This is a genomic window from Spongorhabdus nitratireducens, from assembly GCA_947387575.1.
Classification (GTDB): Bacteria; Pseudomonadota; Gammaproteobacteria; order Pseudomonadales; family Endozoicomonadaceae; genus CANDOC01.
Window position 1 is genome coordinate 17,993 of the sequence record CANDOC010000002.1, and the last position, 15,043, is coordinate 33,035.

At 49.7% G+C, this 15,043-nt stretch carries 14 protein-coding genes; 5 read left to right on the forward strand and 9 right to left on the reverse strand.

Translation table 11 applies throughout. From position 1 onward, the window contains the following. Nucleotides 1-117 precede the first annotated feature (117 nt). Nucleotides 118-2,277 carry a 5-histidylcysteine sulfoxide synthase gene (gene ovoA, locus ACYZZ0_RS04745; protein WP_461535442.1) on the forward strand — a complete coding sequence of 720 codons (2,160 nt, stop codon included), beginning with the start codon at nucleotides 118-120 and terminating at the stop codon, nucleotides 2,275-2,277. A gap of 54 nt (nucleotides 2,278-2,331) precedes the next feature. Here the strand turns inward: ovoA and trpC are convergent, their stop codons facing one another. The 5 genes from trpC to ACYZZ0_RS04770 all read right to left on the reverse strand — a co-directional run bounded on the left by trpC (nucleotide 2,332) and on the right by ACYZZ0_RS04770 (nucleotide 6,728). After that, nucleotides 2,332-3,135, reverse strand: coding sequence for an indole-3-glycerol phosphate synthase TrpC (trpC, locus tag ACYZZ0_RS04750; protein ID WP_461535443.1), 804 nt, complete (start codon nucleotides 3,133-3,135; stop codon nucleotides 2,332-2,334). Next, the gene (gene trpD / locus ACYZZ0_RS04755; RefSeq protein WP_461535444.1) at nucleotides 3,132-4,175 is read right to left on the reverse strand and encodes an anthranilate phosphoribosyltransferase; all 1,044 of its coding nucleotides are present in this window, start codon (nucleotides 4,173-4,175) and stop codon (nucleotides 3,132-3,134) included. The genes trpC and trpD overlap by 4 nt, the downstream gene beginning before the upstream one ends. 45 nt (nucleotides 4,176-4,220) lie before the next feature. After that, nucleotides 4,221-4,799 carry an aminodeoxychorismate/anthranilate synthase component II gene (locus ACYZZ0_RS04760; RefSeq protein WP_461535445.1) on the reverse strand — a complete coding sequence of 193 codons (579 nt, stop codon included), beginning with the start codon at nucleotides 4,797-4,799 and terminating at the stop codon, nucleotides 4,221-4,223. Between the two features lie 118 nt (nucleotides 4,800-4,917). Then, entirely contained in the window at nucleotides 4,918-6,402 is a 1,485-nt protein-coding gene (trpE, locus tag ACYZZ0_RS04765; RefSeq protein WP_461535446.1) for an anthranilate synthase component I, read from the reverse strand. 134 nt (nucleotides 6,403-6,536) lie between these two features. Then, on the reverse strand, nucleotides 6,537-6,728 hold the full coding sequence (locus tag ACYZZ0_RS04770; protein ID WP_461535447.1) for a hypothetical protein: 192 nt from the start codon (nucleotides 6,726-6,728) through the stop codon (nucleotides 6,537-6,539). A 289-nt stretch (nucleotides 6,729-7,017) separates the two neighbouring features. Here ACYZZ0_RS04770 and ACYZZ0_RS04775 point away from each other — a divergent pair, with 289 nt between their 5' ends. Next, complete coding sequence (locus tag ACYZZ0_RS04775) at nucleotides 7,018-8,370, forward strand: MBL fold metallo-hydrolase RNA specificity domain-containing protein (RefSeq protein ID WP_461535448.1); 1,353 nt, start codon at nucleotides 7,018-7,020, stop codon at nucleotides 8,368-8,370. A gap of 40 nt (nucleotides 8,371-8,410) precedes the next feature. On the opposite strand, the gene ACYZZ0_RS04780 is transcribed toward ACYZZ0_RS04775, so the two are convergent. Beyond that, nucleotides 8,411-9,058 carry a glutathione S-transferase family protein gene (locus ACYZZ0_RS04780; RefSeq protein WP_461535449.1) on the reverse strand — a complete coding sequence of 216 codons (648 nt, stop codon included), beginning with the start codon at nucleotides 9,056-9,058 and terminating at the stop codon, nucleotides 8,411-8,413. Between the two features lie 30 nt (nucleotides 9,059-9,088). Continuing rightward, a complete protein-coding gene (locus ACYZZ0_RS04785; RefSeq protein WP_461535450.1) occupies nucleotides 9,089-9,649 on the reverse strand; it encodes a cysteine hydrolase family protein in 561 nt (186 codons plus the stop codon). Between the two features lie 116 nt (nucleotides 9,650-9,765). Here ACYZZ0_RS04785 and ACYZZ0_RS04790 point away from each other — a divergent pair, with 116 nt between their 5' ends. Together ACYZZ0_RS04790 and glnK are read left to right on the forward strand one after the other, a co-directional pair. Further along, nucleotides 9,766-10,725 carry a GlxA family transcriptional regulator gene (locus ACYZZ0_RS04790; RefSeq protein ID WP_461535451.1) on the forward strand — a complete coding sequence of 320 codons (960 nt, stop codon included), beginning with the start codon at nucleotides 9,766-9,768 and terminating at the stop codon, nucleotides 10,723-10,725. A 107-nt stretch (nucleotides 10,726-10,832) separates the two neighbouring features. After that, nucleotides 10,833-11,171 carry a P-II family nitrogen regulator gene (gene glnK / locus ACYZZ0_RS04795; RefSeq protein WP_461535806.1) on the forward strand — a complete coding sequence of 113 codons (339 nt, stop codon included), beginning with the start codon at nucleotides 10,833-10,835 and terminating at the stop codon, nucleotides 11,169-11,171. A gap of 64 nt (nucleotides 11,172-11,235) precedes the next feature. Here the strand turns inward: glnK and ACYZZ0_RS04800 are convergent, their stop codons facing one another. Continuing rightward, nucleotides 11,236-11,835 (reverse strand): hypothetical protein, encoded by a 600-nt coding sequence (locus tag ACYZZ0_RS04800; RefSeq protein ID WP_461535452.1) that lies wholly within the window; start codon nucleotides 11,833-11,835, stop codon nucleotides 11,236-11,238. A 180-nt stretch (nucleotides 11,836-12,015) separates the two neighbouring features. Between ACYZZ0_RS04800 and hutH the strand changes: the two genes are divergently transcribed. Continuing rightward, nucleotides 12,016-13,542, forward strand: coding sequence for a histidine ammonia-lyase (hutH, locus tag ACYZZ0_RS04805; RefSeq protein ID WP_461535453.1), 1,527 nt, complete (start codon nucleotides 12,016-12,018; stop codon nucleotides 13,540-13,542). Here the strand turns inward: hutH and ACYZZ0_RS04810 are convergent. Continuing rightward, nucleotides 13,517-14,959, reverse strand: coding sequence for a TrkH family potassium uptake protein (locus ACYZZ0_RS04810; protein ID WP_461535454.1), 1,443 nt, complete (start codon nucleotides 14,957-14,959; stop codon nucleotides 13,517-13,519). The genes hutH and ACYZZ0_RS04810 overlap by 26 nt on opposite strands. Nucleotides 14,960-15,043: the final 84 nt, after the last annotated feature.

The following is a 15,043-nucleotide window of genomic DNA, read 5'->3' on the forward strand; positions in this document are numbered from 1 at the left end:
ACCGAACATGAAGTCGTGCAAGAAGGAAGGTAGCTAGCCTCACCAGAAAATGTTTAAGATGTTTTGACACCCCTGTTGCTGATTGGTCTGTACAGCACGACATAAGGACCCGATAACATGTCGACCAGAACAGTCCCAAAAAACGAAACGTCCGAGCAACAACCTTCACGCACCCTGATTCTCGACTCAGGCACTCCTCAACAAAAACGACAAGAGTTACTTGATTATTTTTGCGAAACTTTTGACCAGTACGACTTGTTATTTGAAACCCTCAATAAAGAAGAAGCCTGGTACGAAAAAGCAATTACGCTCAGACACCCACTGATATTTTATTACGGACATACAGCCACCTTCTTTATCAATAAGCTGGTCGCTGCACGTCTGTTACCTCAACGCGTTGATGCCGATATTGAAGCCATGGTCGCTATTGGTGTCGATGAAATGTCATGGGATGACCTGGACGAAAAAAACTATAACTGGCCTTCGGTTGAGGCCATGAAGCAGTACCGCCAACAGGTTCGCCAAACCATTTCAGAATTTATCAAAACCATGCCCCTCGAAGTTCCCATTACCTGGGATAGTCCCGGCTGGCTGATCATGATGGGCATTGAGCACGAACGTATTCATCTGGAAACTTCTTCAGTACTAATTCGCCAGCTTCCCATTGAATACGTCAAACCCCACCCGAGCTGGAAACACTGCCCTGAATCCGGCCCGGCCCCCGAAAACAAACTGGTTGCCCATCATGGCGGTCACATCGAACTGGGAAAGCCTTACGACAGCCCTCTTTATGGCTGGGACAACGAGTATGGCCATCATGAGGAAACCGTAGCGCCCTTTTATGCCAGCGAATACCTGGTCAGTAATCAGGAATTCCATGAGTTTGTCGCTGCTAAAGGCTACAACACTGAACGGTACTGGACGGATGAAGGCTGGGCATGGGCAACCTTTGCCAGGGCAACACACCCGGAATTCTGGGTACCCAAAGAAAGTGGCAACAGCTATCGCTTCCGGACTATGCTGGAAGAGATTGATATGCCCTGGAACTGGCCTGTCGATGTCAACTGTCATGAAGCACAGGCTTTTTGTCGCTGGAAGTCAGAAGTCACCGGGTTGAATATTCAGCTCCCATCCGAAGCTGAGTGGTATTGCCTGAGAAACCAGATTGAAACTGATCAGCCCTACTGGAAACAGGCTCCCGGTAATATCAACCTCGAATACTGGGCCTCAAGCTGCCCGGTTGATCAGTTCAGAGACGGTGAGTTCTGCGACATTATCGGTAATGTCTGGCAATGGACGACAACGGCTATCGACGGCTTTGAAGGATTCCGGGTTCACCCCTACTACGATGATTTTTCAACCCCGACCTTTGACGGTAAACATAATCTGATAAAAGGCGGTTGCTGGATATCCACCGGAAACTACGCCATTCGCGATTCCCGTTATGCGTTCCGACGTCACTTTTTCCAGCATGCGGGATTTCGCTATGTAGAGTCCTCAGCAGCCAGTAAGTCTAACGTTAACCCCTATGAAACCGATGCTCTGGTTTCTCAGTACCTGGAATTCCATTACGGCAAACAGCACTTTGGCATTGAAAACTACCCTGTAGCCTGCGCTCAACTGTGTCATCAGCTTATGAGCAGCAGCAATATGACCCGGGCGCTTGATCTCGGCTGCTCTGTAGGTCGCAGCAGTTTTGAACTAGCCCGCTGGTTTCGGCATGTAGACGGTATCGACTTCTCGGCACGCTTTATCTCTGCCGCATCAGAACTACAGCACAATGGAAAAATCAGGTTCTTCACACCTACCGAAGGCGAACTGGGGAACTATAACGAGGCCCGGATTAGCGATTTTGCGGAGGATATAGATACAAACAGGATACTGTTCACTCAGGGCGATGCCTGTAACCTGAAGCCCAAATACAATAATTATGATCTTGTATTCGCCGGCAATCTGATTGATCGATTGGCTGATCCCGCTGCATTTCTTGGCCTGATTCATCAGAGAATCAGGCCGGGAGGCGTACTGGTGCTCACATCACCCTATACCTGGCTGGAAGAATATACGGCTAAAGACAAGTGGGTCGGAGGTATCAGGGAAAATGGGGAAGTACTCCACACATACGATGGTTTGAAACGAATACTCAGCGAGCACTTCGAAGAAATTCAGCCGCCGATTGATATTCCGTTTGTCATCCAGGAAACCGCCAGAAAGTTCCAGCACTCGGTTGCTCAGGCAACCGCATGGAGAAAGAAGGCGAATAGCAAGGACCAGTAGGCAAACGATAAAAAGCATCAGCAATCAGGTTAATTGCTGATGCTTTTTCTTTTCCTACAAAGCAGCGTCAAACAAATCCTGCAACCGTTCACCCGGATCATCTGCCCGCATAAAGGCTTCGCCGACCAGGAAACCGAAAATCCGGTTATCCAGCATCAGCGTCACATCATCCGGCGTATGAATACCGCTTTCAGTAATAAACAGAGAACCTTCCGGTGACTGTTTATATAAATCCAGTGTTGTATTCAGCGATACATCAAAGGTGTGCAGGTTACGGTTATTAACCCCCAACAGCTTGGGCTGCAGCTTCAGTGCCCGATCCAGTTCCTGCTGGTCATGCACTTCCACCAGTACATCCATTCCCAGCTCAATTGCCAGCAGGTTAAGATCATGCAACTGGGCATCATCAAGTGCTGCAACAATCAGTAGTACACAGTCTGCGTTGATCGCCCGGGCTTCATAGATCTGGTAAGGATCAACCAGAAAGTCCTTGCGAATTACCGGCAGGGAACAAGCTTCACGGGCCTGCTGCAGGTAGTCCTCATGGCCCTGGAAAAAGTCGGCATCAGTCAGCACAGAAAGACAGGCAGCACCGGCACGGGCATAACTTTCGGCAATCTCTGCCGGTCTGAAGTCATCACGAATTACACCCTTGCTGGGTGAAGCTTTCTTGATCTCGGCAATAATGGCGGCTTTACCTGCTGCTGCACGCTGCTCCAGCGCTATGGCAAAGCCACGAACCGAATCTGCCGTTTCAGCTGCTGTCCGAAGATCTGCCAGTGTTTTGACACGACTGCGCTCTGCGATCTCTTCGTGCTTACGGGCAATAATTTTCTGCAGAATCGTTGGAACGCTCACTCATTCACCTCCGCCATCAGGCTGGAAAAACTGGCCAGCTCACGCATTTTTTCCAACGCCAGACCACTGGCAATGGCATCCTGAGCCATCTCAATACCCTGTTTCAGGGTCATTGTCAGGTTGGCAGCATAAATACCGGCACCAGCATTCAGGGCCACCATATCAGCCGCCTTTTGGGCATATTTGCCTTCTTGCTTGCCCAGAGCGTCACGAATCAGCTCCAGAGATTCAGCCGGAGAGTCAACGTTCAGACCGATCAGGCTCTGGCTGTCGATGCCAAAATCTTCCGGTTTGATGGTGTACTCGGAAATCACACCGTCTTTCAGTTCTACCACATAGGTTTCATTGGCCAAACTGATCTCATCCAGACCATCTGCAGAATGCACGACCAACACATGGTCACTGCCCAGACGGCTCAGAACTTCTGCCATCGGACGACAAAGTTCTTTGGTGAAAACACCTATCAACTGGTTTTTAACTCCGGCTGGATTGGTCATCGGCCCAAGAATATTAAACAGGGTACGAATACCCATTTCACGACGAATACCAACCACATTTTTCATTGCAGAATGGTGAGCCGGTGCAAACATAAAGCCCACACCAACCTCTTCTACACAGCGGGCTACCAGCTCAGGCTTCAGCCCCAGCTTTACTCCAGCAGAGGACAACAGGTCTGCGCTACCGGAAGAACTGGAAACACCATAGTTGCCATGTTTTGCGACCTGGGCGCCGGCAGCCGCCGCAACAAAAGATGAGGCAGTAGAAACATTAAAGATGTGTGCGCCGTCACCACCTGTGCCGACGATATCGACCAGATGATCTGCATTGATGGTGACCGGCAGAGCCAGCTCTCGCATCACTTCTACAGCGGCGGTAATTTCATCAATACTTTCACTTTTCAGCCGCAGCCCCATCAGGAATGCACCGACCTGAGCCGGTGTGCACTCGCCGGTCATGATCAGGGTCATCACCTGCCGCATTTCTTCACGGCTTAAATCCAGGTTTTCTGCGACTCTTGATATTGCTTCTTTGATATCCATTACTGCACCTTCATTATCTGACTAATTGTTTAATTAAATTTGTTATCAGCGTCTGAGGAAGTTCGCCAGCAGCTCGTGCCCCTGCTCGGTCATAATAGATTCCGGATGGAACTGTACGCCCTCGATATCCAGTGTTTTGTGCCGCACACCCATAATTTCATCAAAATGACCGTCTTCGGTACGGGTCCATGCGGTAATTTCCAGACAGTCCGGCAGGCTGTCTTTTTCGATTACCAGAGAGTGGTAACGTGTCACAGAGACCGGATTCGGCAGTCCTTCAAACACACCTTTATTTTCATGCCATACCGGTGAAATCTTGCCGTGCATGACCTGTTTGGCCCGTACTACCTTGCCACCGAAGACCTGACCAATACTCTGGTGACCGAGACATACGCCAAGCAGCGGTAGTTTGCCGGCAAAGTGACGAATCGCTTCCATGGAAATACCGGCTTCGTTTGGGGTGCAGGGACCGGGAGAAATAACAATTCGCTCCGGATTCAGCGCTTCAATCTCTTCAATGGTAATTTCGTCATTGCGAAACACCTTGATGTCCGCCCCCAGCTCGCCAAAATACTGCACCAGGTTGTAGGTAAAAGAGTCGTAGTTATCGATCATTAACAGCATATTTTTTCTCCCCCGAATCACTGCACAGTGTTGTTTGATTCGGGTCAGTCATTCAGGCATCAACTTCCGGACAGAAAACAGCTCACGCAAAACAGCAATCCTGACCAGCTACCGAAAATTAAACGTCAGTCAGTCCCTGCTGGGTCATGGCAACCGCACGGAACATTGCCCGTCCCTTGTTGCGGGTTTCTTTCCATTCCAGATCCGGTTTGGAGTCAGCAACAACTCCGGCACCAGCCTGAATATAAAGTTTGCTGTCCTTAATAACGGCGGTGCGAATGGCAATAGCGGTGTCCATATTGCCATTCCATGCCAGATAACCGACAGCTCCACCATAAATACCGCGTTTTACCGGCTCCAGTTCGTCGATAATTTCCATCGCCCGCACTTTGGGTGCTCCACTGAGCGTACCGGCAGGCAAGGTTGCACGGAGCACATCGAGTGCATTCAGGCCGTCTTTCAACTGACCTTTTACATTGGAAACAATATGCATAACGTGTGAGTAACGTTCGATGGTCATTTTATCAGTGAGTTCCACCGTGCCGGTCTTGGCGACACGACCGACATCGTTACGCCCCAGATCGATCAGCATCAGGTGTTCGGCAATTTCTTTAGGATCGGCCAACAGCTCCTGTTCCAGCTCCAGATCACGAGCTTCTGTTGCACCACGTTTGCGGGTGCCGGCAATCGGACGCACCGCCACTTCACCTTCTTCCAGCCGGGCCAGAATTTCAGGGGAAGATCCGACAACGTGATGGTCACCCAGGTTCAGGAAGTACATATAGGGAGAGGGATTCAGGCAGCGCAGCGCCCGGTACAGGTTTAGTGGCGGACATTCAAACGGCACGGACATACGCTGGGAAACCACCACCTGCATACAGTCACCGGCCAGAATATAGTCACGGATTTTCTCTACCGCGCCCTCAAATGCTTCCTGACCGAAAGCCGACTCAAAATCATCTTCAGCAACAGGAACCAGTCCGGGCTGGGAAACCGGAGAACGCGCATGAGTATCGCGCAGCTGTCGTTCAAGTGTCTGCAGTCGCTGTTGTGCATTATCCAGCGCGTTATCAACAGCAGGATCCGCATGAACCACCAGCATCAGTTTGCCGGCCAGGTTATCAAATACCACCAGCTCATCAGTGAGCATCAACAGAATATCCGGCGTACCGATATCATTTTCGGGAACGGATGCCTGTAACCGGGGCTCAACATAACGCACCGTATCGTAACCAAAGTAGCCGACCAGACCACCATGGAAACGTGGCATATCGGGCAGCTCAGGCACATTGAAGCGGGCCTGATATTGCTCAACCCATACCAGCGGATCAGTCACTTCGGTTGCTTCCACCAGCTCACCGTTGCGGGTCACTTCAACCCGATGGTCGTAGACCCGGACAACTTCTCTTGCAGGCAGTCCGATAAAGGAATAGCGGCCCCACTTTTCGCCGCCCTGCACAGATTCCAGCAAGCATGAATAGGGACCATCTGCCAGTTTAAGATAAGTACTGAGCGGTGTTTCCAGATCAGCCAGAATTTCGCGCACCACGGGAATGCGGTTGTAGCCTTCAGCAGCCAGTTTGCCAAACAACTCCGGAGTCATGATAAATAAACCTGCGATGTAGCTAATACCCAAGTGGTATCAAGATGTTTTAAGAAACTGTTTTATTAAAAACTTGGTCAGGGTGTTTGCATCACAGCCTGAGCTGCAAGCAACAAAAAACGGAAGGCGGCGTATTAACGCCAGTGGCACCATCGCCAGGAAGGGGAGGAAATAGAAGCAGACAGCAGGACAGCTACAGAGGACTGCATTGACTCAAAAGAGGTGTTTTCGGACTGATCACCACGGTTGCCACAACCGGACGCCCCCGTCAGGGATGCACCACTACAGGGCAAGGGTGATAAATATCGGCGTACAGGTATATCCACTCTCTATCGTGTCCTGATCAGGTTCAGGCTCCCGGCTTCAAGATTAAATCAGGGTTAAATCTATAAGAAGCAAAGGAACTGCGTCAATCACTTATTCGCATTACGGCAATATTTTCTACATTCCTATAGAGCCAATTCAGGGCTTTCAGTTCCCTGTTTCAGCTGAATAGCTGCTGCTCTATCCCTGAGTGGACCTAAAGAGATGAAACTTGCCAGCAATAGGTTCAGAATAAACCTGCAGGGTCTGTAAAGGATTCACAACAGGCCGAAGTAGTGGGGGGAGAGCATAATGAAACTACAGTTTCTGGGCGCAACCGGCACCGTTACGGGTTCCAAGTATCTGGTTGAGGTTAACGGCCGGCGTATTCTAGTGGACTGCGGCCTTTATCAGGGGGTCAAGAATTATCGCCAGATGAACTGGCAGGATTTGCCGGTTAAACCGGAAAAACTGGATGCGGTGGTTTTGACCCACGCCCATCTTGATCACAGTGGCTACCTGCCGCTGCTGGTCAAAAAGGGGTTTTCCGGCCCCGTCTACACCACGCCCGGCACCAAAGAACTATGTAAAATTCTATTGCCTGATGCCGGCTTCCTGCAGGAAGAAGATGCCCGTTATGCCAGCCGTCATGGTTATTCCAAACATAACCCGCCGCTGCCTCTGTATACCGAAGAAGATGCCCGCAAGGCCCTGAAGCAACTGCAGCCTGTAGCCTTCAACGATATTCATAAACTGGCAGATGATGTCAGCATTCGTTTCAGGCCAGCAGGGCATATTCTAGGCGCTGCTTCCCTGGAAGTATTCGATGGTCATGAGCTGCTGGTCTTTTCCGGAGATGTTGGCCGGCCGGATGATGTCATCATGTATCCTCCCGAGCCGCTGAAAAGAGCAGATTATCTGGTGATTGAATCCACCTACGGTGATCGTGAGCACCTGGATCTGGATTTAGATGCCTTTGTCCGACTGATCGCAAAAACAGCCAAAGCCGGTGGCTCTGTTCTGATTCCTGCCTTTGCTGTTGGCCGGGCCCAGATGATGCTGCATATTCTGGAACAACTGAAAAGCCAGAACCGGATTCCGCCACTGCCGGTCTATCTGAACAGCCCAATGGCCATCAAGGCGACAGAGGTCTTTCACCGCTTTCATGAAAGACATCGCCTTAGCAAGGAAGACTGTGAACGTATTGATGCCATGACCCATTATGTTCGCACTGTCGAAGATTCCATGGCGCTGATGGAACAGAACTATCCCAGCATCATCGTTTCTGCCAGCGGCATGGCCAGTGGCGGCCGGGTATTGCACCATCTGAAGAAAATGCTGCCCAAACATCGCAATACCATTATCTTTGCAGGCTATCAGTCCATGGCAACCCGGGGAGAAAAACTGGTTCACGGCGCCACCAGCATCAAGATTCATGGCCAGGATGTACCGGTCAAAGCGAATATCTGCCATCTTGATTCACTCTCTGCTCACGCCGATGCCGGGCAGATGATCAGCTGGCTGAGCAGTATCAAAACACCGCCGAAACAGGTTTTTGTGACCCACGGTGAACCTGAAGCAGCGCAGGCAATGAGTGACCGGGTTGCTACCGAACTGGGGTGGAATGCCCGGGTTCCGGTGCTGAATGAGGAAGTCCAGTTGTGACATGGAAATATTCCATGTCACAAACTGGTTGTTTAGCGATTTATGCCGGAATAATTTGCTGATTCATTTCAGCATCTTTTATCCGGTCACTGACTATAAGCTCGCGAATCAGGGGGCGATTGAGCATTCGCTCCCGATAAGCCACCAGGTTGGGATACTCACTGATATCAAGACGGGCATTGTCAGATAATACAAAAAACCACGCCAGATAAGCATCCGCAGCAGAGATACGATCTCCCAGCAGGAACGGACGATCTGACAAGTGGTTATTCAGCAGTTCAAAGCGCTGTGGAGCCAGTGCCCGAATACGCTCTTTTACTTCATCTGTCGCTTCCTGATAAAACACGACCCGAAAAATTTGCTTGTGAAGTTCTGTCGCACAGAAGGCAAGCCAGCGAACCATCTGAAAGTAGTCAGGATCATCCGGGTTGCGTCGAAACTCGGTATTCTCCGACTGCGACTGAAGCCACAGGATCGTTGTCGAGGTTTCTGTAAGAACTTCATCACCCGGTAGCTTGAGCACAGACACTTGTCCCAGAGGGTTGATATCGTACAGCGAGCCACCAAGTTCAAATTCTTTCGTACGCAAGTTCAGGTAAGCAATATCGATTGGAACACCACCTTCTGCTGCCGCAAAACGGGCAGCCAGAGAACAGGTGAGCGGGGCATGCATCAGTGTTGCTGACATTGTTATTGTTCCTTTGGTCAACGTTAAAGTTCAAGCTGCTGTACGCTGCCTAATCCAATCGGATGTAGAGATCACTGTGGCATAGGCAAAACCGAGCGCCGACATATAAGCGGTATGTACATCGGCTGCTTTTACGACTTCACCATTCAACTCCAGATCTTTGGAAGCACAGGCATCTTCAACAACCGATACCGTGTACCCAAAATCAGCTGCTGCACGGACTGCGGCATCAATGCACATATGCCCCATAGCACCAACCACAGTAATCTCTTGTACCCCGCTGTCATCCAGAATGGCTTTCAGGCTTGTATCCCTGAATGAGTTCACCTGATGTTTGAGAATAACAACCTCATCAGCATCAGGTGCCACTTGTTCATGAATCTCTGCCCCATAGGTGCCGGGCTCAAAAAATGGTGCCGGGTCAGTAAGAAACTCATGATGGATATGAATAATCAGGTCTCCATCCCGGCGGCATTGATCAAGGACTTTTCTGGCATTGCTTGCTGCTGTAGCAATGTTATACAGAGGCCACTTGCCTTCCGGAAAATAGTCATTCTGAATATCAATAACGAGCAGTGCACGGTTGGTCATTTTCAGATTCCTGTTGGAGTGAGTGAACCAATCGTATGCTTTTGCTTTAGAAGACGGACTTGGCAAAAATGACATATTTCATGCAGAATTTGCCATAAATTCAGATATGTAGTCACATGAAGAGTTCCATCCAAGTCGGCATCCTGAACTACCCCAATGCTCAGGCATCTGCCATTTACGGTCTGATAGACCTTTTTGAAACTGCAAACCGACTGCAACAGGAACGGTTCGATACGAGTAACTGCCCTGCTCCACTTTTTGCTGTTGAGCGCCTGTCGTCTTTGGACAACACACGACTGTCAGTGATTATCATCCCGCCTTGTCTGGGTGAACTTACTCCAGAGAAAGAGTTGACGCCTTTAGCCTGCAAGCTGCCTGACCTTTATCATGAAGGCACCCTGATCTGCTCAATTTGCGCCGGTGCATTTATTCTGGGTCAGTCAGGCTTGCTTGATGGCCGGCCTGCAACAACCCACTGGGCTTTGCATGACAAGTTTACCGCCAGTTTTCCCAAGGTAATTCTGAACACTGACCAACTGGTTATTGACGATGGCGATATCATCACAGCAGGCGGTATCATGGCCTGGGTAGATCTTGGACTGAGACTTATTGACCGTTTTCTGGGTACATCGATAATGGTTGCTGTCGCACGTTACTTTCTGGTTGATCCCGGTGGCCGGGAACAACGCTTCTACAGTAATTTTTCTCCCCGTTTATCCCACGGCGATAAAGCCGTATTAAAAGCCCAGCACTGGCTGCAGGCTCATAGCCACGAGGCCATTACTGTTCCCATGATGGCTGAAGCAGCACAGCTGGGAGGACGCACCTTTATCAGGCGTTTTCATTCAGCTACAGGTCTGAACCCTTCCGAGTATTTGCAACACCTTCGCGTGGGTAAGGCCAAGGAAATGCTGGAAACATCCAGGCTGAGCGTTGAAGAAATTGCATGGCAAGCAGGTTATGAGGATGCCAGTGCTTTTCGGCGGGTCTTTCAGAAACTGGCCGGTCTGACACCGAGAGAATATCGCAACCGGTTTACCCTCAGCAGCGGTGTCAATCAGGCAGATTCAACATAATAAAATCAATTCGGTAATTGCACTTGGCTTATGGCAGATTGTAGTATCTCCGTGCCTGAAGAATTATAAGTCGAAGATGTAATCGGGCCGGCTCAAGGAGAACAATGATGAAAATGATCACTGCCATTATCAAGCCGTTCAAACTGGACGACGTCCGCAACGCCCTGGGAGATATTGGCATTGATGGCATGACCATCACTGAAGTCAAAGGCTTCGGACGCCAGAAGGGTCATACCGAGCTCTACCGTGGCGCAGAATATGTTGTCGACTTCCTGCCCAAAACAAAAATTGAAGTTGCTGTAAACGAAGACCAGCTGGATCTCGTTATCGAGACTGTTCAACAGGCAGCCAGTACCGGCAAAATTGGTGACGGAAAAATCTTTGTGACTGCACTGGAACAGGTTGTAAGGATCCGGACAGGCGAAACAGGTAAAGATGCCGTTTAACGTAAAGTCAGTGATTTGTTAAAGACACATTGTTTAACCAATTTGAATGCTGAATCGATCTTGATCATTTGGCATTCTTCCCTGACCTCTTCTTTCCGCCTGTATTTTCTTTCCGGTCACTTTCAGCTTTCACCACGGCATTAAAGCTCTTCATGTCTATCCTGATCTTATATACCTCTTGCTCCCTTCTTCCTGATTCATAGCAAACAGTCACCCCCGAACATCCCTGGGGCATTCCCTGTGTATGAACCCTGTACTCAGAAACAAAAACACTCTCAGGAGAGTTTTTAGCTAATGGAAGCGTGATCTCCAGCCTGTATGAAACTGACTGAAATCGGGTGCATGGCATGCACGAACAAAATGAAAATGACGGTGATTCCTGCTCTATACTGACTGTTTTTTGAACAACTATGGGTATAACTATCTGACCACTACTATCAAAAGAATAGGTTTCGATATTGGCCAGACAATAATGATTTGGCAGTCGACACGCTAAAGATGTGGACGAACAACAAGCCTGCCCTTCCCTGAACCTTTTATCCTTACAAAAAACAAACCACGGGGCTTTTTCTTCAGCAACAGCAGTGACATCAACTTTGAGTCCAGCACCAAATGCCTGAGTTAGCACTCCCAAAAGCAAGCAGAAGGCCAGTACACATGCCATCGCTCTTGCCTCATATCACCAACAGCGGTTGTATTTAAGTTCAGAGCGCACCAGTATAGACTCACAGAAACGCTCCTATCATTACAGACACTCATAATAAATGCTGACTACTCTGTGTAATTCATATGAATGGTTTACAGATGTAGTTCACGAATAAAAATATCTGGCAGGAGAGCACCATTGTCTGAGATCACACTGTCTCCGGGAAAGCTGTCACTTGAGATACTGAGAGAGATTTTTGCTGGCCATATAGCCGTCAAACTTTCTAATGCCTGTTTACCTGCCATTCAAGCCAGTGAGAGAACAATCAATAATGCCGTCAGCAGTGGGAAGGTTGTTTACGGTATCAATACCGGCTTTGGGTTATTAGCCAACACCCGGATTCCAGTCGATCAGCTTGAACAGCTACAACGCAGTATTGTGCTGTCTCACGCAGCCGGTGTGGGTGCATTTATGGATGATGCTGTTGTTCGCTTGATCATGGTGTTAAAAATCAATGCGCTTTCCCGTGGCTATTCCGGCATCAGGCTCGAAGTTATTCAGGCTTTGATAGCGCTGGTTAATGCCGAGGTCTATCCCTGCATTCCCGAGCAGGGATCTGTTGGTGCATCCGGCGATCTTGCGCCTCTGGCTCATATGAGTTGTGTCCTGCTGGGAGAAGGTCAGGCCCGCTATCAGGGAGAAATTGTTTCAGGGCAGGAAGCGCTGAAAATTGCCGGTCTGGAACCGGTAAAGCTGGCTCCCAAAGAGGGGCTGGCACTCCTTAATGGCACCCAGGCCTCTACTGCGCTGGCTCTGGCTGGCTTATTTCAGGCTCAGGACTTGTTTGCTGCTGCAACTGTCGCAGGAGCATTATCAGTTGAAGCGGCGCTTGGCAGCCGCCGACCTTTTGATCCTCGTATTCACAAGGCACGAGGTTTTGCACCGCAGGAACAAGCCGCTGCCAACTATCGCCACCTGTTGGAAGATAGCTCTGAAATCGGACTGTCTCACCGCAAATGTGAAAAAGTACAGGATCCCTATTCCCTGCGCTGCCAACCCCAGGTTATGGGTGCCTGCTTATGGCAAATGGAGCAGGCTGCACAGGTCTTGGCAATGGAAGCCAATGCGGTCTCTGATAATCCACTGGTTTTTGCAGAAGATGATGACATCATCTCCGGTGGTAACTTTCATGCCGAACCGGTTGCCATGGTCGCCGATAACCTGGCTTTGGCCATTGCCGAAATCGGTGCGCTTTCAGAAAGACGGATGGCCCTGCTGATTGATTCAAAACTGTCAGGCTTGCCACCGTTTCTGGTTGAAAATGGCGGAGTAAATTCCGGCTTTATGATTGCCCAGGTAACAGCTGCAGCATTGGCTTCAGAGAATAAAATGCTGGCACATCCCGCCAGCGTTGACAGCCTGCCCACTTCAGCCAATCAGGAAGATCATGTTTCCATGGCCACTCATGCCGCCCGTAGATTAGGCAATATGGCTTCCAATACCGCCTACATTCTTGCCGTCGAAATTCTGGCGGCGGCCCAGGGTATTGAATTTCGCCGACCACATAAGACATCACCAAAGCTGGAACAAGCTGTCAGCCGACTGAGGCAGCATGTGCCTTTTTATGACAAGGATCGCTACTTTGCTCCGGATATTGAAGCCGCTGCAAAGCTAATCAAATCCGGTAGCTGGAATGACCTTATGCCTCCCAGAACGGAATCGTAAACATTACCAGCACAGTGATAACTTCAAGGCGCCCCATCAGCATACCGAGACTGAGAATCCACTTGGCAGTATCCGGCAGAGAAGCGAAGTTTCCTGCCGGACCGATAGTGTCTCCCAGCCCCGGCCCCACATTTGCTACCGCAGTGGCCGCACCACTGAGAGCTGTTACGAAGTCGAGCCCCAGCAAACTTAACAGCAGTGTCATCACGCAAACCAGCAGGCCGAAGAAAAAGCTGAACCCGATAAGCGAGCGCAGAATTTCACTGGTAATCTGCTGGCCATTATAAACCTGTACAATACACGCCTTGGGATGGGAAACCTGCTTCAGCTGAATACTCAGCAGCTTGGCACCGATTTCAAATCGGAAGATTTTAAAGCCTCCAGCCGTTGAACCGGAACAACCACCCACAAATGTGAGAAAGAAAAACAGGGTTGCTGCAAAACCACCCCACAGGGTGTAGTCGGTATAGGCGTACCCTGTCGTTGTGATGACAGAGGTTGTATTAAAGGCGACCAGTGTCAGGGATTCAAAGAAGGTATGGTCGGAGTGGGTATAAAGCCAGAGCGAAAAAGTCGCGAAGATAAACAGCAGAAATCCGACAAACTTGCGCACCTGACTATCCCGAGCCAACGCTTCAGTATCTCCGCGCAGAAACTTCACAAACAACACGAAAGGCAAACTGGACAGAATCATAAACAGGGTACTGGTCCAGAAAATGCCGGGATGAGTGAAATGCCCCATGGAACTGTCAGAGGTTGAGTAACCACCGGTCGAAACTGTTGTCATGCTGTGGTTAATCGCTTCAAAAGTGTTCATGCCATACAGCATGTAAAGCAGGGTGCAACCCACTGTCAGCGCTAGATAAACCAGAATAATACGCTTGGCGATACTGCCCGAGCGAGGCATGGCCTTATCTGACCAGTCTGATGATTCACTCTGGAACAGGCGCATACCACCGACTTTGAGAAAAGGCAGAACGGCCACTGCAATCACAATAAAGCCTATTCCACCTAACCACTGTAGTAATGAACGCCATAACAGGATGCCCTTATTCATTGAATCGAGCCCACTTAAAACCGTTGAACCGGTCGTGGTAATACCTGACATGGTTTCAAAAAAAGCATCGGTGTAGCTGACATCCAGCTTCAGCCAGAATGGAAGTGCGGCAAAGCTGCTGAGGGTTAACCAGGTAGCATTGGTCATCAGGAAGATCTGACGCGGCTTGAGGCTGAAATCCCGGACTCGGTTAAAGCCGGCAAGCACAAGACCAGGAATAAACGTCATCAAGGCGGACCAGGCAAAAGCCCGCTCTCCCGTTTCACCTGCTAACAAATCATAAAGTGCAGGACACAGCATCAGGACTGAAAGCACGACCAGGAAGATTCCCAGAACATACAAAACGGGACGAATACTCATTGTGATTATTCTGTAACGGAAAAACAAAGTAAGCGGCGCACTATTGCATGACAGGTAATGCTTGTAATTAGGGGGAAATACCGG

Excerpts from the sequence above, each read along its gene's own strand:
- trpE (WP_461535446.1), bottom strand. The coding sequence starts at position 6,402 with ATGACTCCGGAGTTGTTTGGCAAACTGGCTGCTGAAGGCTACAACCGC.
- ACYZZ0_RS04785 (WP_461535450.1), bottom strand. The coding sequence starts at position 9,649 with ATGACCAACCGTGCACTGCTCGTTATTGATATTCAGAATGACTATTTT.
- ACYZZ0_RS04810 (WP_461535454.1), bottom strand. The coding sequence starts at position 14,959 with ATGAGTATTCGTCCCGTTTTGTATGTTCTGGGAATCTTCCTGGTCGTG.
- ACYZZ0_RS04800 (WP_461535452.1), bottom strand. The coding sequence starts at position 11,835 with ATGGCATGTGTACTGGCCTTCTGCTTGCTTTTGGGAGTGCTAACTCAG.
- ACYZZ0_RS04790 (WP_461535451.1), top strand. The coding sequence starts at position 9,766 with ATGAAGAGTTCCATCCAAGTCGGCATCCTGAACTACCCCAATGCTCAG.
- ACYZZ0_RS04775 (WP_461535448.1), top strand. The coding sequence starts at position 7,018 with ATGAAACTACAGTTTCTGGGCGCAACCGGCACCGTTACGGGTTCCAAG.
- ACYZZ0_RS04780 (WP_461535449.1), bottom strand. The coding sequence starts at position 9,058 with ATGTCAGCAACACTGATGCATGCCCCGCTCACCTGTTCTCTGGCTGCC.
- trpD (WP_461535444.1), bottom strand. The coding sequence starts at position 4,175 with ATGGATATCAAAGAAGCAATATCAAGAGTCGCAGAAAACCTGGATTTA.
- glnK (WP_461535806.1), top strand. The coding sequence starts at position 10,833 with ATGAAAATGATCACTGCCATTATCAAGCCGTTCAAACTGGACGACGTC.
- ACYZZ0_RS04760 (WP_461535445.1), bottom strand. The coding sequence starts at position 4,799 with ATGCTGTTAATGATCGATAACTACGACTCTTTTACCTACAACCTGGTG.
- ovoA (WP_461535442.1), top strand. The coding sequence starts at position 118 with ATGTCGACCAGAACAGTCCCAAAAAACGAAACGTCCGAGCAACAACCT.